The organism is Microbacterium kribbense (genome assembly GCF_039537285.1).
Classification (GTDB): domain Bacteria; phylum Actinomycetota; class Actinomycetes; order Actinomycetales; family Microbacteriaceae; genus Microbacterium; species Microbacterium kribbense.
Map to the genome: position 1 here is coordinate 342915 of NZ_BAABAF010000007.1, position 22264 is coordinate 365178.

19 protein-coding genes and 1 pseudogene are annotated in these 22264 nt (G+C 66.7%); 9 read left to right on the forward strand and 11 right to left on the reverse strand.

What is annotated here, in order from left to right; translation table 11 throughout:
* Nucleotides 1–5: 5 nt before the first annotated feature.
* Nucleotides 6–938 (reverse strand): carbamate kinase, encoded by a 933-nt coding sequence (locus ABD705_RS10995; RefSeq protein WP_344783486.1) that lies wholly within the window; start codon nucleotides 936–938, stop codon nucleotides 6–8.
* A gap of 364 nt (nucleotides 939–1302) precedes the next feature.
* Here ABD705_RS10995 and ABD705_RS11000 point away from each other — a divergent pair, with 364 nt between their 5' ends.
* From ABD705_RS11000 to ABD705_RS11015, 4 genes are read left to right on the forward strand one after another with little or no spacing between them, the layout of a single operon-like run.
* A complete protein-coding gene (locus ABD705_RS11000) occupies nucleotides 1303–1974 on the forward strand; it encodes an oxamate carbamoyltransferase subunit AllH family protein (RefSeq protein WP_344783488.1) in 672 nt (223 codons plus the stop codon).
* Entirely contained in the window at nucleotides 1971–3509 is a 1539-nt protein-coding gene (fdrA, locus tag ABD705_RS11005) for an acyl-CoA synthetase FdrA (RefSeq protein WP_344783490.1), read from the forward strand. Before ABD705_RS11000 ends, fdrA begins: the two co-directional genes overlap by 4 nt.
* Nucleotides 3506–4930 (forward strand): YlbE family protein, encoded by a 1425-nt coding sequence (locus ABD705_RS11010; RefSeq protein WP_344783492.1) that lies wholly within the window; start codon nucleotides 3506–3508, stop codon nucleotides 4928–4930. The genes fdrA and ABD705_RS11010 overlap by 4 nt, the downstream gene beginning before the upstream one ends.
* A 31-nt stretch (nucleotides 4931–4961) precedes the next feature.
* On the forward strand, nucleotides 4962–6272 hold the full coding sequence (locus ABD705_RS11015; RefSeq protein ID WP_344783494.1) for a purine-cytosine permease family protein: 1311 nt from the start codon (nucleotides 4962–4964) through the stop codon (nucleotides 6270–6272).
* An 81-nt stretch (nucleotides 6273–6353) separates the two neighbouring features.
* Here the strand turns inward: ABD705_RS11015 and ABD705_RS11020 are convergent, their stop codons facing one another.
* The 6 genes from ABD705_RS11020 to ABD705_RS11045 all read right to left on the reverse strand — a co-directional run bounded on the left by ABD705_RS11020 (nucleotide 6354) and on the right by ABD705_RS11045 (nucleotide 13370).
* Nucleotides 6354–7568, reverse strand: a complete 1215-nt coding sequence (locus ABD705_RS11020; RefSeq protein ID WP_344783496.1) for an MFS transporter — start codon at nucleotides 7566–7568, stop codon at nucleotides 6354–6356.
* Between the two features lie 190 nt (nucleotides 7569–7758).
* Nucleotides 7759–8763 (reverse strand): ABC transporter ATP-binding protein, encoded by a 1005-nt coding sequence (locus ABD705_RS11025; protein ID WP_344783498.1) that lies wholly within the window; start codon nucleotides 8761–8763, stop codon nucleotides 7759–7761.
* The gene (locus ABD705_RS11030) at nucleotides 8750–9775 is read right to left on the reverse strand and encodes an ABC transporter ATP-binding protein (protein WP_344783500.1); all 1026 of its coding nucleotides are present in this window, start codon (nucleotides 9773–9775) and stop codon (nucleotides 8750–8752) included. The genes ABD705_RS11025 and ABD705_RS11030 overlap by 14 nt, the downstream gene beginning before the upstream one ends.
* Nucleotides 9772–10569, reverse strand: coding sequence for an ABC transporter permease (locus ABD705_RS11035; RefSeq protein WP_344783502.1), 798 nt, complete (start codon nucleotides 10567–10569; stop codon nucleotides 9772–9774). Before ABD705_RS11035 ends, ABD705_RS11030 begins: the two co-directional genes overlap by 4 nt.
* A gap of 58 nt (nucleotides 10570–10627) precedes the next feature.
* On the reverse strand, nucleotides 10628–11596 hold the full coding sequence (locus ABD705_RS11040) for an ABC transporter permease (protein WP_344783504.1): 969 nt from the start codon (nucleotides 11594–11596) through the stop codon (nucleotides 10628–10630).
* Between the two features lie 34 nt (nucleotides 11597–11630).
* Nucleotides 11631–13370: an ABC transporter substrate-binding protein gene (locus ABD705_RS11045; protein ID WP_344783506.1), complete on the reverse strand. Its 1740-nt coding sequence runs from the start codon at nucleotides 13368–13370 to the stop codon at nucleotides 11631–11633.
* Here ABD705_RS11045 and ABD705_RS11050 point away from each other — a divergent pair.
* Nucleotides 13369–14070 carry a GntR family transcriptional regulator gene (locus ABD705_RS11050; RefSeq protein ID WP_344783508.1) on the forward strand — a complete coding sequence of 234 codons (702 nt, stop codon included), beginning with the start codon at nucleotides 13369–13371 and terminating at the stop codon, nucleotides 14068–14070. The genes ABD705_RS11045 and ABD705_RS11050 overlap by 2 nt on opposite strands.
* Before the next feature lie 228 nt (nucleotides 14071–14298).
* Here ABD705_RS11050 and ABD705_RS11055 read toward each other — a convergent pair whose 3' ends face one another.
* The 3 genes from ABD705_RS11055 to ABD705_RS11065 all read right to left on the reverse strand — a co-directional run bounded on the left by ABD705_RS11055 (nucleotide 14299) and on the right by ABD705_RS11065 (nucleotide 17081).
* Entirely contained in the window at nucleotides 14299–15201 is a 903-nt protein-coding gene (locus tag ABD705_RS11055) for an AllF/FdrA family protein (protein ID WP_344783510.1), read from the reverse strand.
* Between the two features lie 137 nt (nucleotides 15202–15338).
* Nucleotides 15339–15932, reverse strand: coding sequence for an ankyrin repeat domain-containing protein (locus ABD705_RS11060; RefSeq protein ID WP_344783512.1), 594 nt, complete (start codon nucleotides 15930–15932; stop codon nucleotides 15339–15341).
* A 231-nt stretch (nucleotides 15933–16163) separates the two neighbouring features.
* Complete coding sequence (locus ABD705_RS11065; RefSeq protein WP_344783514.1) at nucleotides 16164–17081, reverse strand: LysR family transcriptional regulator; 918 nt, start codon at nucleotides 17079–17081, stop codon at nucleotides 16164–16166.
* Nucleotides 17082–17178: 97 nt separating this feature from the next.
* Here ABD705_RS11065 and ABD705_RS11070 point away from each other — a divergent pair, with 97 nt between their 5' ends.
* From ABD705_RS11070 to ABD705_RS11085, 4 genes are all read left to right on the forward strand, one after another.
* Nucleotides 17179–18297 (forward strand): MBL fold metallo-hydrolase, encoded by a 1119-nt coding sequence (locus ABD705_RS11070; protein ID WP_344783516.1) that lies wholly within the window; start codon nucleotides 17179–17181, stop codon nucleotides 18295–18297.
* Between the two features lie 76 nt (nucleotides 18298–18373).
* The gene (locus ABD705_RS11075) at nucleotides 18374–19459 is read left to right on the forward strand and encodes a maleylacetate reductase (RefSeq protein ID WP_344783518.1); all 1086 of its coding nucleotides are present in this window, start codon (nucleotides 18374–18376) and stop codon (nucleotides 19457–19459) included.
* A complete protein-coding gene (locus ABD705_RS11080) occupies nucleotides 19456–20358 on the forward strand; it encodes a dioxygenase (RefSeq protein WP_344783520.1) in 903 nt (300 codons plus the stop codon). The genes ABD705_RS11075 and ABD705_RS11080 overlap by 4 nt, the downstream gene beginning before the upstream one ends.
* Nucleotides 20359–20424: 66 nt before the next feature.
* Nucleotides 20425–21978, forward strand: a complete 1554-nt coding sequence (locus ABD705_RS11085) for an ABC transporter substrate-binding protein (RefSeq protein WP_344783522.1) — start codon at nucleotides 20425–20427, stop codon at nucleotides 21976–21978.
* A gap of 184 nt (nucleotides 21979–22162) precedes the next feature.
* Here the strand turns inward: ABD705_RS11085 and ABD705_RS11090 are convergent.
* Nucleotides 22163–22264 (reverse strand): annotated as a pseudogene (locus tag ABD705_RS11090) (formyltetrahydrofolate deformylase); the annotation flags it as partial.

A 22264-nucleotide genomic window follows, 5' to 3' on the forward strand; every position in this document is an offset into this window, starting at 1 on the left:
AACCCTCAGACGTAGACGATGCCGCCCTCGACGTCGGGACGGATCTCGGTGCCGACCTTGCGGGCCAGCAGGTCATCGAGACGGTCGAGCGGACCGATCAGAGCACGGCCGCCAGCGCGGGCGACGCGAATCGCAGCATCGACCTTGGGCTGCATCGACCCTTCGGCGAACTTCAACTCGGAGATCGCATTGGCCGACGCAGTCAGGATATCGCGCTGTTCAGGAGTGCCCCAGTTCTCGCTGACGAAGTCACCATCGGTGAGCATAATGAGGGTATCGGCTCCGAGTTCGGCCGCCAGTGCCGAGCTCGCGAGGTCTTTGTCGACAACAGCCTGCATCCCAGTCTGCCGGCGGCCCTTCGCATCGGTCTTCACCGGTACTCCGCCCCCACCCACGCAGACCACGAGGTGGTTGTTTTCCAGCAGCAGGCGTATGAGTGGCGCCTGCATGATGCGGACCGGGTCGGGGGAGGGTACGACCCGACGAAACGCGTGTCCGTCACGGGCGATCGTCCACCGGTATTCAGCGGCCGCCTCGGCGGCGTCCTGGGCGGAGTATGTCGGGCCGATCAACTTGGTGGGCCGATCAAACGCCGGATCATGCTCGTCGACCACAGTCGTGGTGATGACGGCGGCGACCTCGCGCTCTCCGGCGAGCGCGTTCGACAGCTCCTGCTGGACGACATAGCCGATCATCCCCTGGGTCTCGGCACCAAGAATATCCAGCGGGTACGCGGCGACATCCTGATACGCAAGATTCTGCAGCGCGAGCAGGCCGACCTGTGGCCCGTTCCCGTGCGTGATGACCAGTTCGTTCTCGCGTGCGAGCCCCGCCAGCGCCTGGCAAGTCGAGCGCACGTTCGCCCGCAGCCGGTCGGCGGTCATGGGCTCGCCACGACGGGCCAGGGCATTGCCGCCTAGCGCGACCACTACTCGCATGCTGTCCTCCTCGAATCGGATTTGCGGGCGGGGGGTCCCGCAATAGACACTTACGGTATACCATTCCCTCAAGACCTTCACCCATAAGGGCACATTGGCCGGGATAGGAGAGGTGATGGCAAGTACGACGGCGCGCGCAGCGGCGCGCGCGCTGACGATCGACCACGCCCTCGCACGTCTGCTGAGCGGCGGGCCGGTCTTTGGACACGTGCATTCGGTCTTCTCTCGCGTCATCAACCTCATCGATACCGATGACCGCCTCATTTCATTATGTACACGCACACTCGACGACGCTCCGTGGTCAGTCCGCGTCGACCTCCCGACCTGGTCCGAACTCGGCCTGGCCGTCGGCGACGCGTGCCTGATGACCGCAGCCGAAGTGACCGCCCGCGGGCGGTGCATCATCGACCTCGATGCTCCGCAGGAATGGCATGCCAGACTGCCACGAGCGCTCGCCGATGACGCCACGATGAACGCACGCACCCGTGCCCTGCACGCGCTCGTCGTCTCTAGCGGAACGGCCGGGGGTGCGTTGTCCGGCCCCTCGCCAATCGACCCGTTCGCGGACGCGGTCGCCGAGCGGCTCGATGTCGCCCGGGCCGCGATCGTTCGCGCCGAGACGGCCGGCGACCGCACCGCACTGGTCGCAACCGTCGAGAGAATGCTGGGGCTCGGCCCGGGACTCACTCCGGCAGGCGACGACGTCCTGGCCGGGCTCGCCCTGGTCGCCGCTCGGCCCGGCAGCCGCATCGCGCTCCTTCCCGGCGCGATCGCCGACGTCCTTGCCCGTCACCCTGAGCGCACCACCGACCTCAGCCGCACGATGCTGCGCGAGGCGCTGGCTGGCCGAGCGCGACAGAGCCTGATCGATCTCCTGGAGCGGCTGTGCAGCCCGCCCACGGCAGACAGCAGGCCGGACGCGCTCCGCGCCGCCGCCGAGCGCGTGCTCGGCATTGGCCATACGTCGGGGACCGATCTCGTGTCCGGCATCCTCACCGGACTCCGGCTGGAAAGAGAACTGAGAGGTTTCATGTGACCGTCACCACAGTGATCAAGAAGAACACCTATTTCGACTCCGTCTCGCTCATGTCGATCTCGACCAAGGCGAACGGCATCGAGGGCGTCGAACAAGCGTTTGTGGCGATGGCCACCGAGATGAACAAGGCGGTGCTCGCCGACCTCGATCTGCTCTCCCCTACCCTGTCGAGCGCGGCCACCGGCGACCTGATGATCGTTGCAGTGACCGCGGACGGGCTCGACGCTGATGAGACGCTCGCGCAGATCGAGGAGCTCCTCGTGCGGAAGGCGCCGGTCGACGGCGAAACAACGGTGACCTACCGCACGCTGGGCGCGGCGGTCGAGGCGGACGCCGATGCGAACCTCGCGGTGATCGCGGTGAACGGCGCGTATGCGGCGCGCGAGGCGCGCAAGGCGCTCGAGAACGACCTGCACGTGCTGCTGTTCAGCGACAACGTCGCCGTGGAGGACGAGATCGCCCTGAAGACCCTGGCCCATGAGAAGGGCCTGCTCATGATGGGGCCGGACTGCGGCACCGCAATCATCAACGGCACGGGGCTGTGCTTCGCGAACGCCGTACGACGCGGGTCGATCGGCATCGTGGCGGCCAGCGGCACTGGTTCGCAGGAAGTGAGCGTCCGCATCCACGCGCTCGGCGGAGGGGTCTCGCAATTGATCGGCACCGGTGGCCGCGATCTGTCCGCCGAGGTCGGCGGCGTCATGATGATCGACGGCCTCCGGGCCCTTGCCGCCGACGACGATACGAAAGCGATCGTGCTGGTCTCCAAGCCCCCGGCTCCCGAGGTGGAGGAGCGCGTACTCGCCGAGATCGCAGTGGCCGGCAAGCCCGTCGTGGTGTACTTCATCGGCGGATCCGTGCAGGCCGTGTCTGCCGCTGGCGGACACTTCGCCGCGAGCAGCCAGGACGCCGCCCTGCAGGCCGTGCGCCTGGTCGTGGACGCCGACGCGTCGGTGCCCGCGCTGGACAACACGGCGGTCGCATCGGCCCGCACGCAGTTGCAGCCTGGTCAACGCAACGTCCGCGGACTGTTCTGCGGAGGCACGCTCTGTGACGAGTCGATGTATGCGCTCCTCAGCACCGGCGAGGAGGTCTACAGCAACATCCAGAAGAACCCGGCCTTCGTGCTGCGCGCCGCCGACGAGAGCCGCGGCCACACGTTCATCGACTTCGGCGACGACGAGTTCACGAACGGCCGCCCGCACCCGATGATCGACCCGTCCCTGCGGCTGGAGCGCCTGCTCCAGGAGGCTGCCGACCCGAGCGTGGCCGTCATCGTCATGGACTTCGTCCTCGGCTTCGGCGCGCACGAGGACCCCGTAGGCGTGACCCTGCCCGCCATCGCTGAGGCGCGCGAACGCACGGCCGGCCGCCACCTCGAGGTCGTCGGCTACGTGCTCGGCACCGACCTCGACACCCCGACTCTTACCGCCCAGGTCGCCGCGCTCGAGGCCGCCGGCGTCACCGTGACGCGCAGCAGCACCGAGACAGGCGAATACGTCCGCGCCATCATCCGGAAGGAAGCCACCGCATGAGCACCCGCACCACTGAACTCTTCGCTAGCCCGCTCGACGTCGTCAACGTCGGCCTCCAGATGTTCGAGGAGGACATCGCCGCACAGGGCACCGCCGTCACGAACGTGGACTGGATGCCGCCGGGCGGCGGCGACCCGGCCGTCATCTCGGCCCTCGACACTCTCGCCACCGGGGAGCTGCCCGAGCGCATTGCCACCGCCAACGCCGAGGCTGTCGAGCGGATCCTGACCGCCCAGCCGATGCTGATCGGCTACGGCCGCGCCCTGGATGTCGTGCCCGGGATGACTCCCACCACGATCCTGCACGCCGGCCCTCCGATCACGTGGGAACGGATGTCGGGACCCATGCGCGGTGCTGTCACCGGCGCGATCGTGTTCGAGGGTCTCGCGAAGGACATCGATGAGGCGGCCGAGGTCGCGGCATCTGGAAAGATCACATTCTCGCCGTGCCACGAGCATCAGTCGGTCGGGTCGATGGCCGGCGTCACGTCTGCCTCGATGTACATGCACATCGTCCGCAACCAGACCCACGGCAACATCGCCTACACGAACCTGTCGGAGCAGATGGCGAAGATCCTACGGATGGGCGCGAACGACCAGAGCGTGATCGACCGCCTGAACTGGATGCGCGACGTGCTGGGCCCGATGCTCAAGGAAGGGATGGAGATCGGCGGCCCGATCGACCTGCGCCTCATGCTGGCCCAGGCCATCCATATGGGCGACGAGGCGCACAATCGCAACAATGCCGGCACCGTTCTGCTGTTCCAGGCGCTCGCTCCGGCGCTACTGCAGACGAGCTTCACGGTGGAGCAGAAAAAGGAGGTGTTTGACTTCATCGCGAGCTCGGATTACTTCTCCGGCCCGACCTGGATGGCCACCGCGAAAGCGTCGTTGGACGCCGCGAACGGCGTCAAAGACTCGACGATCGTGACAGCCATGGCACGCAACGGAGTCGAATTCGGAATTCGGGTCGCCGGCCTTCCTGGTCAGTGGTTCACCGGCCCCGCGCAGCAGGTCATTGGCCCGATGTTCGCCGGCTACAAACCGGAGGACTCCAGCCTCGACATCGGCGACAGCGCCATCACCGAGACGTACGGCTTCGGCGGCTTCGCCATGGCCGCCGCCCCCGCCATCGTCGCGCTCGTGGGCGGCACCGTCGCGGAGGCGGTCGGCAACACCCGCACGATGGGTCAGATCACCACAGCGGAGAACCCCAACGTCACCATTCCGGCGCTCGGCTTCCAAGGTTTGCCGACCGGCATCGACGTCCGCAAGGTGATGGACACCGGCATCCTGCCCCTGATCAACACTGCCATCGCGCACAAGGAGCCCGGAATCGGCATGATCGGCGCCGGCATCACCCACCCACCCGTCGAGGCCTTCCAGAAGGCGACGATCGCGCTGGCTGCGACGATCGCCTGACTGGGAGTCTCACTCGAGAAACGACATCGACATGACCCAGCCCACCACCGAACGCGACGCCGCTGCGGGTCCTCAGCTCGAGTCCGAGTTTGAGCACACGCCGGTCCCGGCATCCAACCGCAAGTCCCTCTTCACGGTCTCGGCCGTCTGGTTCGGCTTCCCGATGATCCTCACCAACGCCGTACCCGGCGGGCTGGTGGTCGCCATGCTCGGCTTCTGGCCGGGCGTGACCGCAATCGTCGTGGCCAACATCATCATGTTCTTCTATGTGAGCCTGCTCAGCTACCGTGCCGGTCAGACCGGCAAGAGCTTCGCGCTGCAGGCCACCGAGACGTTCGGCACAGTCGGCTACGCGATCGCGTCGGGGTTTCTCGCGACCGTCGTGGTGGGGTGGTTCGCATTCAACACGGGAGCCACCGGCTCCGCGCTGAACCATGCATTCGGCTGGAATGAGATGGTCGTGGCGGCTCTTGCCGGCATCGTGTTCATCGCGGTCACCTTCCTCGGGATACGAGCACTCTCGTGGCTCGGAGCGATCGCGGCACCCCTGTTCATCGTCGCGGTGATCGTCGCGATCGCGATCGCCGCGCAGACGCACGACTTCGGCCAGATCACCGGCTTCACCGGCGTCGGCGGCGGTGCTATGACATTCGGTGTGGCGGTGACCGCGATCATGGCCACGTTCGCCGATTCCGGCACGATGACCGCGGACTTCACCCGCTGGTCGAAGAACGGGCGGCAGGCAGTCATTGCCACCGCGACTGCCTTCCCGGTCGCCAGCTTGATCGCGCAATTGAGCGGGGGCATTCTGGTGGCGGCGGGGGCGATCGCCGGCGCGGCCAGCGCCGGCGGCGACTTCACGCCCCTCCTCACCGGGCCAGGCAACCCACTGCTGGACGTCCTGGTAGTCGTGTTCGTGGTCGTCAACCTCGGCTCGGTGTGCACGCACTGCCTGTACAACGGTGCGCTCGGCTGGTCGCACCTCGTGCGCTCGAAGATGCGTGTGCTCACGGTGATTCTCGGCGTGATCGGCGTGATCGCGGCAGTCCTGGGCGCGTGGAACTACTTCGTGAACTGGCTGTCGTTCCTCGGAGTGATCGTGCCTCCGCTGGGTGCAGTGCTGATTGCCGACCAGATCATCCTGGCCAGACGACTGCCCGGCCGTATTGAACGAGCATTCCGACCGACCGCATTCATCGCGTGGGGCGGCGGCGCCGCCGCGGCGCTGTTCATCCACTTCGCGGTGCCCTCGTTCTCAGACGCAGTCACGGGCCTCGTCGTCGGATTGATCGTGTACCTCGCGATCGAGACCCCCCGCGGCCGCGCGGAGCCGACCACCTGACACGAACATGCCAGAGCGCCCGACGTCGTCCTTTTCGGTTGCCGGTGTGCGCTTGTTCGCTTCGGCCGCCGCGGAGAGCGCTTATGGCAGTTCCCTCCCGTGGTAGCGCAGCAGTTGCGGCATGGCGAGGACGACCAGCGCCACGCACGCGATGAGCATCGCTGCGCAGAAGAACGTCGTGGCGGCAACACCGACGGCCTGGGCGATCATCCCCAGTCCTGCCGCCGCAACAGGCGTCATTCCTATCGCAAGCTCCTGCACCCCCAGCGCCCTCCCTTGCACCCCCGGTGGCGTCGCCATCAGGAGCAGGGTCGTCTGGAACACGCCGAACGGCGCCGAGGCCAATCCGATACCGCACAGCAGCAGGAACGAGAGCCACGGTTGGTCGGAGAGCGCGAACAGCGCCCAGAACACCCCCCACAATGCCGTGCCGCCGGCGAAGATGGCGCCCTTCCCCGGTACGTCGCCCAGCATCGCGATCACGATCGATCCGATCATCCCCCCCAGCCCCGCGCACGTGAGCATGGCGCCCAGACCCGCCGCGTCCAGCCGCAGGATCCGCTCGGCGAACACTGGCATGAACGACTGGAAGACCGGCCACAGGAGCATATTGGCAAACAGCGTGATGAGCATCACACTCAGCGCTACCGGGTTGCGGCCGATCGTCGCAAAGCCACCGATGACCATGCGCCACGGTGACTCGTGATGTGCCGCGACACCGGAAGTGGTCGTGCGCATGCGCCATAGCGCGACCAACGCGATCACGTACCAGACCGACGAGAGAGCCAGCGCCGCAGGTGCACCCAGCACCCCCACGAGAGCGCCACCGACCGCTGGCCCCACCATCTGCGATCCGCTCATGGCCAATACGTTCAGCGCGTTCGCATTGCTGATGTTCTCTCGCCCGACCAAGTCGAAGACCAGTGCGGCGCGGGCGGGCTGGGCAGGCGCCTGAGCCAGCCCCAGGACCAGCCCCGCCGCCATAAGTACGCCGATGCCGGCGGCCCCGGCGAACGCCGCTGTCGCGACTGCCACGATCGCGATCAGCGGCAGCGTGTTGGCGACGACGACCAGCCGCCTGCGATCGAAGCGGTCGGACAGCATGCCCCACATTGGGCCGAGCAGCAGCGGTGCAAACCGAAATGTCGTGAACAGCGCCAGCTGCAACGCCGAGCCGGTCAGCTCGTAGACCATCCAGCCCAGAATCATGGTCTGCGTCCACACCCCACCGAAGAAGCACACGCTCGAGATCCACAGCAGCCGGAATGGCACACTGACCCGCAGCGAGTCCACCACCCGGAGAGCGCTACGCCTTCGCGTGCTGGTGTCCAGAACCTTCTCGCGCGCTGCTTCCGAGGCGTTCCTCTCCCCAGCGCCGGCGACGTCCTCGCTCAGGGCGCTGCCAACAGTGCGGCACGAGCAGTGTGCCGATGCCGGACGCTGAAGCCGGAGCCGACCAGTGTCCGTCCGACGACCCCGATCATCCTCATGCGACCACCTTCTGCTTCTCGCCTGGGGAGGCTCCACCGAGACGCAGCGGAAAATGGCAAGCCGCCAAGTGGTCGGACTCCTCCGCCCCACGCATCGAGGGGGCCTCGGCAGCGCATCGCTCCTGCGCCAAGGGGCAGCGGGTGCGGAAGCGGCAGCCGCTCGGCGGGTTGCTCGGTGAGGGCAATTCACCATGCATCCGCATCGGGGCGGCGGGGGTGCGACCTGGGACGGCATCGAGGAGGACCTGGGTGTATGGATGGCGCGGTGCACGGAATACCTGCTCGGCGTCCCCGATCTCACAGAACTTGCCGAGGTACATCACTGCGACTCTGTCGCTGATGTGCCGAACCACGGACAGGTCGTGCGACACGAAGATGTAGCTCAAGCCAAGTTCGCGCCTGAGTCTCTCGAGCAGATTGATGATCTGCGCCTGCACCGAGACGTCCAGCGCTGAGACCGGCTCATCACAGACCACGAGCTTCGGACGCAAGGCTATCGCGCGGGCGATGGCCACGCGCTGGGCCTGTCCCCCACTGAGTTGGCGCGGGTAGCGGGAACCGTGAATCGTCGGATCAAGCCCGACGAGCTCAAGGAGCTCTGCTACGCGGGCTCTGCGCTGGGAGCGCGACAGGCTCGTCTGCAGCCGCAGTGGTTCGTCGAGCGACTTCTCCACTGGCCATCGAGAGTCCAGCGACGACATCGCGTCCTGAAAAATCATCTGTGCGCTGCGTCGTGCCGCGCGCTGCCGCCCGCCCCGGAGGCGGGAGAGATCCTCCCCATCGAGCACGACTCGTCCGTTTGTCGCCGTCGTCACCCCGAGGATCGTTCGGACGAGCGTCGACTTGCCGCTGCCCGTCTCTCCGACGATGCCGAGAGTCTCGCCGCGGCCGAGCGTGAAGGAGACATCTGACACCGCCTGCACTCGCTCACGCGATCCGGTGCCGAACGTCTTGACAAGGTTTTCGACCGAGAGTAGTGGCGTCGGGTCAGGCACGGGCATCGGGCCCTCCATTCGAAAGCGGGTGCCAGCAGCGGTAGCGATGGTCGGCCAACCCCTCCACAGGCGGGTCCTCCGTGATGCACACGTCAGTGGCGAAGCGGCACCGAGGTGCGAAGGCGCAGCCGACCGGCAGACTCCGCAAATCGGGTGGGCGTCCCTCGATCACGGGAAGCTCCGAGTGTGCCGGCGCATCCGGCTGCGGGACCGCCGTCATGAGAGCCTGTGTGTACGGCATGTGCGGCCGGTTGATGACATCGGAAACCGGTCCGTCCTCGACGACGCGACCCGCGTACATCACGGCGACGCGATCGGCATGGTCTTCGGCGATCCGGATGTCATGGGTGACCAGCACCACGGCTGTGCCGTGGCTGCGCTGGAGGTCGCCGAGCAGGCGCAGGATCTCAGCCTGCGTGGTCACGTCCAGTGCCGTGGTGGGCTCGTCCGCCAGCAGCACCCGCGGTGCGCAGCTGAGTGCGATCGCGATCACGATCCGCTGCCGCATGCCGCCAGAGAGCTGATGCGGGTACTCGTCGAAGCGGCGGGCCGCATTCGGGATCTGGACCTGATCAAGCAGTTCGAGGGTGCGTGCCTTGACCTGCGGCGCGCTCAGATCGCGCTGATGTATGCGAATCGCCTCGGCGATCTGCGTGCCGACCTTCATCGTGGGATTCAGAGACCGCAGCGGGTTCTGGAACACCATGCCGACCTCGCTGCCGCGGATGCGTCGCCATTCGTCTTCGGTGAGGTTCGTCACATCGCGGCCGCCGATGCGGATCGCGCCGCCGGACACATAGCCGCCGGGCGGCAGGAGTCCCATCGCCGCCTTCGCGGTCATCGACTTTCCGGCGCCGGATTCACCGACGATGGCGAGCATCGTGCCCGGCTCCACGGTGAGAGAGACACCGTTCACCACGCTCGCGTCCCCCACCCGTACGTGCAGGTCCTCCAGCTCGATCGCGGCCGCGGCAGTATGCTGCTCATCCGCCGAGACCGTCTCGGTGCGTGTGCTCATCTTTCGTCCCTCGCTTGCCGCAGCGACTCACCGAGGAGATTGAGCGCGCCGATCGTCACGAACAGGAAGATGCCTGGAACCAGCACGACCCAGGGCTGGTCGCCCAGGGACTGCTGACCGCTGGCCATCATGTTGCCCCAGCTGGGAGCAGGTGGTCGGATTCCCAGACCGAGGAAGCTCAGCGTCGCCTCGATGATCATCGCCGTGCCGCACTGCAGAATCGCGAAGGTGAGCAGCGGAGACGTGATGTTGGGGATCACATGGCGACGGACGATGGTCGACTCGCGGACGCCCGCGAGCCGTGCGGCCACGATGAACTCCTCCTTGCGCACCGACATCGTCGAGGCGCGTGCGATCCGCGCGGTGGCGGGGATCAGAAAGATCGAGACCGCGTAGATTTCGTTCATGAGGCTGGGACCGAGATAAGCGGCGATCGTCAGTGCCAGGACCAGCGCGGGGAACGCCAGGAGGACATCGAAGATCCAGCCAAGGACCTTCTCGACCCATCCGCCCCGATAGCCGGCGAGCATCCCGAGGACGCCGCCGACGACCAGCCCGATGAGCGTGGCACCGACGCCGACGATGAAGGACACCCGACCGCCGTACAGCGTGCGTGAGAGCATGTCATTGCCGAGTGGATCTGTTCCCAGCAGGTGGCCGGGTGAGAGCGGAGGCAGACGCGCATCGGCGAGCGAGCCGCCCGATGCCGGCGCCAGCGGGAGGATCTCTGGAACAACGAAGCACCCGATCACGATCAGGATCAGCACCCCGGAGGCGATCTCGGTTTGGCTCATCCGCTTCCAACGCCGTTTCGACCGACTCGCCGGAGGCGGCACGGCGAGGGAGCGGGTATCAGGCGTCAGCGTGATCATGGCGGATCCTTGGGTCTACGACTCCGTAGAGCATGTCGATGACGAGATTGACGATGACGACGCTCGTGGCGACGAACACCACGACGCCGAGCACTATGGGAACGTCGCGCGACGTGATGCTCTGGATGAGCAAGAGGCCGATGCCTGGGACGCCGAAGATGCTCTCTACGACGACCGATCCGCCCACGAGCAGGCTCGTCGTGAGGCCGACCATGGTCATCATCGGGAATACCGAGTTGCGCAGCACATGGCGGAACAGGATCGCCGGCCGCGGCACACCCTTGGCACGCGCGGTGGTGACGTAATCCTCGCGGGTGAGCTGCTCGACCATGTCCGCGCGCAGCAGTCGGGCGAAATAGGCGAACGGCGTGGCAGCGAGGGTGAGCGCAGGCAAGAAGGCCGTCGTGAGGTTTCCGATCGGATCCTGCGTGAGCGGGATCCAGCCGGAGACGGGGAACGCGCGCACCGCGATCGACAGCACGAGGATCAGGAGCAGTCCGACCAGGAATGACGGAGTCGCCAGGAACGAGAAGCTCAGGAGCCCGAGCAGACGGTCGAGGATGCCACCGGGGTTGCGTGCGGCCAGCACCGCCGTCGGGATCGCACAGACGATGGCGATCACGAGGGCGAGCACGACCAGCTCGAGCGTAGCGGGCACCCGCTGGGACACGGCATCCCACACCGGCTGATGGTTCACCAGCGACGACCCCAGGTCCCCGCGGAGAGCCGCCCCCAACCACGCCAGGAACCGCTGCGGCAGCGGCTGGTCGAGTCCGAGTTCCTTTGTCAGTGCCGCGATCTGATCGGGCGTCGCCTGATCGCCGAGCACGGCAGTCGCGACGTTGCCGGGGAGCGCGTTGATCAGGAAGAAGGTGAGGACGCACACGCCCAGCACGACCCCCACCAGCCGACCGAGTCGGCCTGGCAGCCTGTTCAGGACATCACCCACCTGTACACCCCCTTCTGACTCGCGAAACCCATCATCATTTACCGGACACCCACGCCTTATCAAGGTAGAAGATGTCAGTCACCAGGTATTGGATCCCGTGGATGCGCTTGTTCTGCAGGCGCATCACCGGGAAGTCCGAGATATACACCGTGGCGGCGACCTCGCCCATCCGCGCGGCCACTTGCTTGTAGATGTCCTTGCGTGCCTGCTCACCCTGGGTGGTGCGGCCTTTCGCGAGCAGCGCGTCGAGTGTGGCGTCCTGCAGTCCGCTCGGGTTGGCGCCGGCCGTGCTGTCGAAGAACGGGCGCACATAGTTGTCGGGGTCGGGGAGCCCCGGGATCACGAACTGGCCGGCCTCGTAGTTGTGCGAGAACACGTCAGCGATCTTCTGCGAGGGCTCGACGGCGTCGATCTTCATATCGATCCCGGCCTTGGCCAGCATCGACTGGACGGCGGCTGCCTGCTGCAGGAAATCGGAGCTGTTCGATACCTTGATGGAGAACGACAGCCCACCGATCTCATTCACGAGCTTCTTTGCCTCGGCGAGGTCGTAGCTCGGGTACTCGTCGACCTTCTCACCTGGCCACGCCCACGAGCCCTCGCCGATCATGCTCTCGGTTGGTTTGAAGTACCCGAAGAACAGCGACTTGGCGAGCGTCGCCTGGTCGATCGCGTAGCCGACGGCGCGCCGCGCGCGGATGTCGTTGAACGGCGGCTTCTGCGTGTTGAGCATGAGCTGGTTCACGCTCAGCGCCGGGCTCTTCATGAGCGTCAGGTTCGCGTCGCCCTCGGCTGCGTTCGCCTGCTGTGGGGCAACGAAGTCCATGACGTCGGCACCGCCCGACTTCAGCGTCTGCAGCGCCGAGTCTGCAGAGCCCAGGGCCCGGTAGGTGACCGAGTCGAGGTAGGGCTCGCCCTTGACCCAGTACGTCGGGTTCTTGACGAGCTTGACTTCCTGACCGACGACCTGGGACTTCACCATGAAGGGTCCGGTGCCGACCGGGTGCAGTCCATATTCGCCGCCCCATTTCTTCACGGCCGTGGGAGAAGCCATCAGGCCGACGGACGTCGTGGCGAGCGCAGACGGGAGGGCCTCATCCGGCTCACTGAGCTTTATCACGACGGTGCTGTCATCGGGCGCGGCCACCGTGATGTCCTGGGGCAGATTGCCGCCTTCACCGGCATGCTGGTCCGGATCCACCTGACGCTCGAGGTTGAACTTCACTGCTTCGGCGTTGAACGGGGTGCCGTCGGTGAAGGTGACGCCCTGCTCCAAATGGAATGTCCACGACAGCCGGTCGGCGCTCGTCTCATATGACTTCGCCAGCCATGGGATGATCTTCCCCTCCGGCGTCATGCGAAGCAGACTGTCGTAGATCGCATTGATGAGCCCCTTGATGGGAGTCACCGCGGGAACCGCGATATCGAGATGGGCCCAGGTACGACCGCTGATCACGAACGTGGCATCGCCGCCGGCGACGGGTTGGGCATTGCCGGGATCGGCGGGGGCAGGGCCGGATCCGCTGCAGCCTGCCAGAAGCAGTGCTGCGGCTGTCACTAGCGCCGTTGCTGCGACACGTGCACGCATGTGGGTTCTCCATTCGGAAGAGATGCGAGGCGGGAAATCCTCGCTATTGTGGATGGTATACAGTCGACCTACTGCTGTCAAGCGTTCGCCTTCGATACGTCCAGATGGCAGAATCGAGGTCGCGCAGGTGGCGGTGCGTACTGTATGTCTAGGAACAGACTTTCCCATCCGGAGGAGATCGCTCATGACGCAGCTATCCGTCCCGCGGCGGCATGCCGCACCTGCGGACGGCACCCCCACTCTTGGCGAACGCCATCAGCCCCTGCGTGAACAGGTGCGCGACCTGATCAGAGAGCGGGTGGTCCGGGGCGAGCTCGCCCCAGGTGATCGTCTGGTAGAACGGACGCTCGCGGAAGAACTGGGCGTGTCGCGCGTTCCGGTCCGGGAGGCCCTGAATCTTCTGAAGGGCGAGGGGTTCGTCCAGGACGTGCCTCGACGCGGCGTGATCGTGACGATGCTGTCCCGCGACGACGTCGATGATCTGTTCGAGGTGCGCGAGGCACTCGAGGTCCAGGGTGCGCGCCTCGCCTGCCGACGGGCGACCGAGGACGAGATCGCAGGCCTCACCGATATGGCGGCACGTGCGGAGCAGGCACGTGACGATGGCGACTTGGAGACCATGGCCGACCTCAATGCCGCGTTCCACGACGCCATCCCCCTGCTCGCACACAACCGGACGTTGGCGACCACGCTGGAACCCCTGGAAGGTCGGCTCCACTGGGTACTGCGACAGAACCACTCACCCGAACTTCTCCTGAGGGAGCACTCCGAGCTGGCAGCGGCGATCGCCGACCGCGACGCCGACCGCGCTGCGGACGTCGCGCGCCGACACGTCGAGACGAGTCGGGCGATCTGCCACGAGGTCATGTTCGCGGCCAAGGGGTAGGCGCGGGCGTTGCCGTCGGCACGTCACATAAGACTGGGGTCTGCGCACCGGGCCGCAGCGGTTCGTGCGCCATGCGAAGGGGGCGCACTCGGTGCTGGATCATGCCCGGTCGCCGCGGCCGATACCGCACGGTTCCGGCTGCCGCGGGGCGCTGTGGCGCTCATGGACGGAGGGGCCGGTGAGTGGGTGCTGCAGTCGGCTCATCATCTGAGCGTCCACCCGTGAGTTTCAGCCCTTGATGACGAACTCGCGCGCGAGCAGGCCGGTGTTGGTCGCGGAGGACGCCCAGGTCACGCCCGCCTTTCCGAGCAGGGCGGTTTGCGTTGCGAGACCCTGCGGGTCCAGATCCGTGCCCAGGACGTAGCCGAGGATCTCGAGGTGCCGACCACGCGCAGCCGCGGCATCCTTCGCGGCATGGATCGCGGGAAGCATCGCGCCGACCGGGTCGTCGGATGCTCCTTCGCCGAGGACGAAGTCGAGCACAACGACGCCGACCTCGGGGTTGGACGCCGCCGCGACGAGTCGTCGAGAGCGCTCGGCGGCATCGGTCTTGGCATGCGGGCCGGTGCCGGATTCAGTGCCGAGGTCCCAGAACACGTGGGCCGGGGTGTCGATGCCGTCTTCGAGTGCGTCCTCACGCACATCGGCGTGGCGTTCGCGGGCGAGTGCAACGGCCTCGGCACGTAACCCGCCGGAGACGAACAGACCGCGGATGTATCGCTGCTCAGCGCCCAGCAGTGCTCGTACCTCGGCGATGAGCGGTTCGTTCAGCGGATGCAGGTCCAGTGCCACCGCATCCACACCGTCGGTGATTACGGCCGCGAGTGCGGCGGGCTTGCTCCGGGTCTCTACGGCGACGCCGAGCACCGCACCGAGCGCAACGGTCGCGGCGTCCGCGCCGACGAAGCAGACGACAGCCGGAGTGGTGCCGGCCGCGAGCCGCTCCAAGACCGCCCTCGCGGGGTCCGGCGCAGGAAAGGTGGCCACCACCACAATGACCGCGGTGCCCGGGTCGGCCGCGAGCGCGTCGACACCGGCATTCACTGCGGCGGCATCATCGGACGAATCCAGCGGACCCGTCGCGACGTAGCGAGAGATGCCGCCCGTGAAGTCGTGGATGCGGACGGCCACCTCTTGGGTGGCCGCGCCTGGTGGGCCGACGATGCCGATACGACCGCCCCGGACGTGCGTCCAGGCGCGCGCTCGAGCGGTGTCCGGTCGGGGATCACGCAATGGTACCGAGGCGTATGCCATGGGAGGTTTTCCCGTCAGCCCTCGGCCGCGGCGATGAGTTCGGCGATGGCAGTGTGCCCATGACGCAGCGCGAGCTCGCGCGGTGTAACGCCATACTTGTCGGTCATGCCGGGGTCTGCACCGTGCTCGAGCAGCAGGTGCACGATGCGCTGCTGGCGAGGACCACCGTCGTTCAGAATGATGGCCTCGATCAGCGCCGTCCACCCCACACCATTCGTATGGTTGACGTTGATGTCGGTATGCGTCAGAAGCTCTTCAGTGATCTCGAGGAAGCCCTTCTCACACGCTGGGGTGAGGCCGTTGCCGCCGAAACGGGTGAGCCGGCTCAAGTCGGTGCCGGCGTCGATCATGATTCGCACCAGCGCGAGATCGTTGGTGATACAGCCGAGCAGGAACGGGTTGATGCACGTGTTGTCCTGTTTATCGATGTCCGCACCCGCGGCGGCGAGGACTTTCACGACGTCGTAGTGCCGACCGATCGCTGCCAGGAGGATCGGGGTGCGTCCGCGGGCGTCGACAGCATCGAGGTCGGCGCCCGAGGCGACCAACTCCTCGACGGCCTCTGTGTGGCCAGCGATGGCCGCTTCGAACAACGACGGTCCCGACATGGTCTCAGCTGTCACGGGCCCCTCCTTCTGATAGGCGGCGTGCGAGTGTTGGAGAGAGCCTAGCAGATGGTATACAGCATGCGGTAGCCCAATATGGCTCCTCTGCGCATGCGTTCGACCTCGCCGAAACGGTGGAGCCGCGCCCGGCGCTCAGGCAGCGCATCGCACACGCATCGACCTACGGACCCGCACGGGGCTGTTCCACGAGCGGGACACCACCGCCGCCCTGGATCAGGATGCGGCGGATCCGTCCGGCAGACAGTCCAACACGCTCAGGAACCGCAACATGGCCTCGGTGGCGTTGGTATGCCGACGCCACAGCACCGTAATCTCCAGCGCACCGATCGACGGTGTGGTCCGCCGCACCACGATGTCGGACCGTGCCGCCCGGGCTGCATCGGGCACGACGCCGATCCCCAGTCCGGCCGCGATCAGCGGCAGCGCCGTCTGCGGAGTCGCCAGGTGCCTGATCCTCGTCGGCGAGATACCGGCGATCCGCCATGCATCACCCACGAGCGCCTCGATCCCCGGAAACCGCTCCACCAGGTGCGGCACCAGCCAGATCTCGGATTCGAAGTCTGCCAGCTCGACGGGATCCGCCGTCCCCGTGTAGCCAGGCGGCAGTGCGAGCACTATCGGCAACTGGCCCGCATAAGACACATTCATCTCGTCGGCCACGGCAGCACGCAGAGCACGGATGTCGGCCGTCGCGACGATGCCGACATCAACCTCCGCGCGACGCACCCTCTCCAGGATCTGGCCAGACGGGGGGTCGAACAGCTCGATGTCGACGTCCGGCGCCTCGATCGCGTAGCGCGCCAGGAGCGGGGGAAGGAATTCCCAGGTCAGGATTGGCCCCACCGCGAGCCGCAGTTCTCCGGCCCGACCATCCCCCATATGGCGCAGCGTCTGCTCGATGCGTGCCGACTCGTTCAGCAGCATGCTTCCGGCGTCGATCAGGTAGCGCCCTGCCGGTGTCGGATGCACGCCTCGACTGCTGCGCGTGAGCAGGCGTACTCCAAGCTCGCGCTCAAGCTTCGAGATCGCAAGGCTCAGGGGCGGCTGCGTCATGTGCAGCCGGGTGGCGGCCGTCGAGATCGACCCGGCTTCCACCACCGCGGCGAAGTAGCGCAGCTCCCGCAAGTCCATACTTTAAGTATATGCCCCCAACCGGAGAATGATATTTCCGATATGGCATACGGTCTGCCAGTCTCGATTCAGATCACTCGCCTGAAAGGACCCCCCGATGCCCTTGTCGCCACGCCCCCTCAGCGGCCGTGAAGCCGCCACCTACCGGACTCGCGTCACACTGCTGGGAACCGCGGGAGGACCACCGTGGTGGGAGGGATCTGATCGGCAGGGCATCTCCACGCTCATCACGGTCGGTGACGCCCAGTACCTCATCGACTGTGGCGAGGGATGGGGCCGCTCATTCCGGCGCAGCGGGGAATCCGTCCCAGGCTTCGAGCACGGTATCGACCGCTTCCGGGCGGTGTTTCTCACCCACCACCATTCCGACCACACCATTGACTACCCCAACCTGCTGCTGCTGGCGTGGCACAACGGTTCCAACAGCCTGCGTCAACCCATCCAGATATACGGGCCAGGCGATCGCGGCAGCCTGCCGCCGATCTTCGGCGACCCCGAGATCGACCCGGGCGTGTGGTGCCCGGAGTCGCCGACCCCGGGCGTGCACGAGTCCACCGAGAAGTTGCTGGCTGCCTATGCGACCGACATCAACGATCGCACTCGCGATGAGGGCAAGCGGAACCTGCGCGACATTTTCGAGGTGCACGACATCCCGCTTCCGACGGCGGCCACTGCCCACGCCAACATCGACCCCGCGCCCGTGATGGAGCCTTTCCAGGTCTACCAGGACGAATACGTGACCGTCACCGCCATCCTCGTCGACCATCGGCCCATCTTCCCCGCGTTCGCCTTCCGTTTCGAGACGGCCGACGGCTCGATCGTCATCTCCGGTGATACCGGCGTGTGCGACAACCTCGTCACCCTCGCACGCGACGCAGACCTGCTTCTGCACGAATGCATCGACCCGGACTGGATAGAGGGACGGGTCGGGGCCAAGAGCGGAAACGACGACCCGTATCTGCGGCAGCACCTGCTCGCCGCCCACACTCCCATCGACGCCGTCGGCCCGCAGGCGCAGAAGGCGGGCGTGCGAACGCTCGTGCTCACCCACCTGGTGCCCGGCGACACGCCCGTCGACAAGTGGCAGCGGGCCGAACGCGGCTTCGATGGACTGACCGTCGTGGGAGAGGATCACATGCACTTCGGGCTCGGAGCACCGATCGCGCACGATCCGGCGACGCTGGTCGCCGCGGCACCGGAGCCCGCCCGTGGCTGAGACCCCTCGTATCGAACCGGGATGCGGTGCGGGTTGCAGCGACTGGCAGCACGTGAGCCCGGGGACGGGGCCCACCATGAGCTTCATGCACGAGTCGAGGGCACAGCGCGTCGCCTTCGGAGCGGGACAGGCGCTCGAGTTCGTGCGTGCCGAACTGAGCAGGACCCCGTCCATCCGCCCACTGCTGATCGTCGGCTCGGCCGGCACAACGCTGGCAGCTGCGATCTCGGCAGACCTGCCGGCCGCGCGCATCTGGGACGAGGTCATCCAGCACGTCCCTGCCGAAATCGCCGAGCGCGCCCGGGCAGCGGCCGGCGATGCCGACGCCGACGCGATCGTCAGCATCGGGGGCGGCTCGGCGACCGGGCTCGCCAAGGCGGTCGCCCTGACCACCGGGCTGCCGATCATCGCAGTACCCACGACATACGCTGGTTCCGAGGCGACCGACGTGTGGGGCGTCACCGAGGACGGGCGCAAGATCACCGGGACCGATCCGCGAGTGCTGCCGCGCACGGTCGTCTACGACAGCATGCTGACGGCGTCACTGCCGGTGCCACTGAGCATCTCGTCCGGACTGAACGCCCTTGCGCATTGCGTCGACGCGCTGTGGGCGCCGCGCGCCAACCCGATCAACGCTGGCACCGCACTGGAGGGCGCCCGCGCGCTGCGGGTCGCGCTCCGGGCGCTGATCGCGGATCCGCGCGACTCTGACGCACGGGATGGATGCCTGTACGGTACGTACCTGGCAGGCGTCGCGTTCGCGTCAGCGGGCTCGGGTATGCACCACAAGATCTGCCACGTCTTGGGCGGAACCCTCGACCTGCCCCATGCTGCCACGCACGCCGTCGTGCTCCCGTATGTGCTTGCCCACAACACCCCCGGAGCCTCGCGGCAGGCGCGACGCCTGGCCGTCGCCTTGGGTGCGCAGACGGTGGCGCCGGAATCCGCTCTGGTCGCGCTGCAGACGCTACGAACCCAGCTGGGCGCGCCCCGGTCGCTGGGCGAACTCGGCATGACCGAGCAAGACATCCCCGTTGTGCTCCCGCAGATACTGCACAGCATCCCGTCATCCAATCCCGTTCCCGTGACCGAGCAGTCGGTCGCGGGCCTGCTGCGTGCCGCCATCCGCGGCGCCGAACCCATCGTCAAGGAGGACGCATGAAAGCCGAGACCATCACCGGCGACTCCGAGCAGCAGGGCGCGCGTGAAGTCGAATTGACCGAGCGTGTGACTCGGTCGTTCGAGGGCGCGAGCGACCCGCGGCTGAAGGCGATACTGACCTCTCTGACACGCCACCTCCACGCGTTCGTGCGCGAGGTGCGATTGACCGAGGACGAATGGAACGCCGGCATCCGGTTCCTCACCGACGTGGGCCACACCACCGACGACAAGCGGCAGGAGTTCATCCTGCTCTCCGATACCCTCGGCGTGTCGATGCAGGTCATCACTGTCAACAACCGGGCCTACCGCGACGCCACCGAAGCGACCGTCTTCGGCCCGTTCTTCGTCGATGGCGCGCCACAGATCCCACTCGGTGGCGATATGGCTGCTGGTGCGACCGGTGAGCCGTGCTGGGTAGAGGGGACAGTCCGCGACACGGACGGGAACCCCGTCCCCGGCGCCCGGATCGAGGTATGGGAGGCCGACGAGGACGGTATGTACGACGTGCAGTACGACGACGACCGGACCGCTGCCCGTGCACACCTGTTCAGCGCCGCGGACGGCGGTTTCCGATTCTGGGGCATCACCCCGACGCCGTACCCGATCCCTGACGACGGGCCGGTCGGCGGCATGCTCGCCCGTGCCGGCCGCTCACCCATGCGGGCCTCGCACCTGCACTTCATGGTCAGCAGCCCCGGGCTGCGCACGCTGGTCACACACATCTTCGTGAACGGAGATCCGCTCCTGTCCACCGACTCGGTGTTCGGTGTCAAGGAGTCGCTCATCAAGGACTTCGTCCGCCAAGACCCTGGCACGGCCACGCCGGATGGCCGCACGATCGCGGGCACGTGGGCGCGCGTCTCGTTCGACATCGTCCTCGCCCCCGTCGGCATCGGCTGACCGCATCATCCCCCACTACCCGAACCGGGTGAACCGCCCGATTCCCACCCCGAATGGAGAACACACATGCGTATACGTCTCGCAGCAACGGTGCTGGTGACGGCCGCGGCTCTGCTTCTGGCAGGCTGCAGCGGTTCCAGCCCCGCACCGGCAGGTTCAGGTGACGGCAAGCCTGTCGCCGGCGGCGATGCCACGTTCGTGATCAGCGGTCGTACCTGGGCCCATCTCGACATCGCCGCACCCGCGGTGACACCCGTGAAGGGGTTGATCAATGCCATCTATGACGGCCTGCTCCGGATGACCCCGGATGGGAAGATCGTGCCATGGCTGGCGAAGTCCTATGAGACCAGCCCGGACCGGCTGTCCTGGACATTCCACTTGCGGGAAGGCGTCACCTTCACCGACGGCACCCCGTTCGACGCGGAAGCGGTCAAGTTCAACCTGGAACGTCAGGTCGACCCGAACCAGCACGCCGGTGAGGGCGGCAACCTGCCCCAGGACATCACCGTGGATGCCCCCGACGAGCACACCGTGCTGGTCAAGCTCAGCGAGCCCGACGAGGCCCTGCCCTCCGCCCTGGCCACCACCGCGGTGGGGCTGATGGCTTCGCCGACCGCGGTGAAGAAGTGGGGCGCCGAATACGGGTTGCACCCAGTGGGGGCGGGCCCGTTCATGCTCGACTCACAGGTGGTCGGCCAGCAGGTCAAACTCGTGAAGAACCCGGACTACTGGGTAAAGGGCGAGCCCTACCTCGACTCGGTCACCTACCGTACTCTCGGGTCGGCGGATTCCGCGCTGCAGACGCTGAAATCCGGTGGCGCCGACGTCATGGACTCGGTCGCCCCGCAGCAGGCCAACGCCGTCGGGAACGACGCGTCCCTGACATTGACCAGGAACCCGTCGCTGGGTGTGAACCTCATGATGCTGAACACCACCAAGCCGCCGTTTCACGATGTGCGTGCGCGGCGGGCGGTGGGCTACGCCCTGGACCAGCAGACGCTGTCGACGTCTCTGTTCTTCGGCTACTTCAAGCCCACCGAGAGCATGATCGCCGAAGGATCGTGGGCCTCGCCGGGCCAGACTGTGGACTCGTATCCGTCGTACGATCTGGACGAGGCCAAGAAGCTCGTCGCCGACATCGGCGGTCTGTCGTTCTCATTCAAGGTCCCGAACTCGTCGGACTGGCTGCAGCAGGCGGCCGCCATTCAGAGCATGCTCGCCAAAGCCGGGATCGACATGAAGATCGAGGCCGTCGAGCCGTCCAAGAAGATCGCAGACTTCTTCTCACGCAACTACGAGGCGATCCATTTCGCGGTACCCGGTCTGCCGGATCCGGACAACTATGTCCGTCCGTTCTTCGACAGCACCGCCGGAGCCAACCCCAGCGGGCTGCAGGACGCCGACCTCGACGCCCTGTTCGCCAAGGGTCGCACCACGGCCGGTGACGACGCGCGCAAGGACATCTACCGGCAGGTCGCCCAGCGGATGGGCGAGACGGCCGCAGCGGTGTACATCTCGGACTACCCGTGGATGACCTTGCAGAACCACCGCATCCACGACGTGGAGTTCCTGCCCACCGGAATTTCGTATCTCAACGAAGCCTGGGTGGACGGAAAGTAGCACGTGCCCTCCCTCCGGGCCTGCGCCGCGCGGGCCCGGAGGGGTTCGCGCGTTCCCGAACGGCGAGGGAAGAACTCACCCCACCGGCTCGAAGGGTGCCCGGCCTCGCGCGCGCAGAATACAGTCGAACGCACGTAAAGCCCGACGTGCATCGCTATCGGTGCTTGGTCTCTGTCCCCGGGGTTCAGAAGACGATGGTGTGGTTGCCGTGTCGGATGACGCGGTCTTGGGCGTGCCAGAGCACGCCGCGGGAGAGGACGTCGCGTTCCACGTCGGCGCCGCGGCG

What these genes read in the sequence shown, in the direction of transcription:
- ABD705_RS11015 (WP_344783494.1), top strand. Translation starts at nt 4,962, where the DNA reads ATGACCCAGCCCACCACCGAACGCGACGCCGCTGCGGGTCCTCAGCTC.
- ABD705_RS11000 (WP_344783488.1), top strand. Translation starts at nt 1,303, where the DNA reads ATGACCGCAGCCGAAGTGACCGCCCGCGGGCGGTGCATCATCGACCTC.
- ABD705_RS11065 (WP_344783514.1), bottom strand. Translation starts at nt 17,081, where the DNA reads ATGGACTTGCGGGAGCTGCGCTACTTCGCCGCGGTGGTGGAAGCCGGG.
- ABD705_RS11030 (WP_344783500.1), bottom strand. Translation starts at nt 9,775, where the DNA reads ATGAGCACACGCACCGAGACGGTCTCGGCGGATGAGCAGCATACTGCC.
- ABD705_RS11060 (WP_344783512.1), bottom strand. Translation starts at nt 15,932, where the DNA reads ATGTCGGGACCGTCGTTGTTCGAAGCGGCCATCGCTGGCCACACAGAG.
- ABD705_RS11080 (WP_344783520.1), top strand. Translation starts at nt 19,456, where the DNA reads ATGAAAGCCGAGACCATCACCGGCGACTCCGAGCAGCAGGGCGCGCGT.
- ABD705_RS11075 (WP_344783518.1), top strand. Translation starts at nt 18,374, where the DNA reads ATGAGCTTCATGCACGAGTCGAGGGCACAGCGCGTCGCCTTCGGAGCG.
- ABD705_RS10995 (WP_344783486.1), bottom strand. Translation starts at nt 938, where the DNA reads ATGCGAGTAGTGGTCGCGCTAGGCGGCAATGCCCTGGCCCGTCGTGGC.
- ABD705_RS11025 (WP_344783498.1), bottom strand. Translation starts at nt 8,763, where the DNA reads ATGCCCGTGCCTGACCCGACGCCACTACTCTCGGTCGAAAACCTTGTC.
- ABD705_RS11010 (WP_344783492.1), top strand. Translation starts at nt 3,506, where the DNA reads ATGAGCACCCGCACCACTGAACTCTTCGCTAGCCCGCTCGACGTCGTC.
- ABD705_RS11085 (WP_344783522.1), top strand. Translation starts at nt 20,425, where the DNA reads ATGCGTATACGTCTCGCAGCAACGGTGCTGGTGACGGCCGCGGCTCTG.
- ABD705_RS11035 (WP_344783502.1), bottom strand. Translation starts at nt 10,569, where the DNA reads ATGAGCCAAACCGAGATCGCCTCCGGGGTGCTGATCCTGATCGTGATC.
- ABD705_RS11070 (WP_344783516.1), top strand. Translation starts at nt 17,179, where the DNA reads ATGCCCTTGTCGCCACGCCCCCTCAGCGGCCGTGAAGCCGCCACCTAC.
- ABD705_RS11050 (WP_344783508.1), top strand. Translation starts at nt 13,369, where the DNA reads ATGACGCAGCTATCCGTCCCGCGGCGGCATGCCGCACCTGCGGACGGC.
- ABD705_RS11045 (WP_344783506.1), bottom strand. Translation starts at nt 13,370, where the DNA reads ATGAGCGATCTCCTCCGGATGGGAAAGTCTGTTCCTAGACATACAGTA.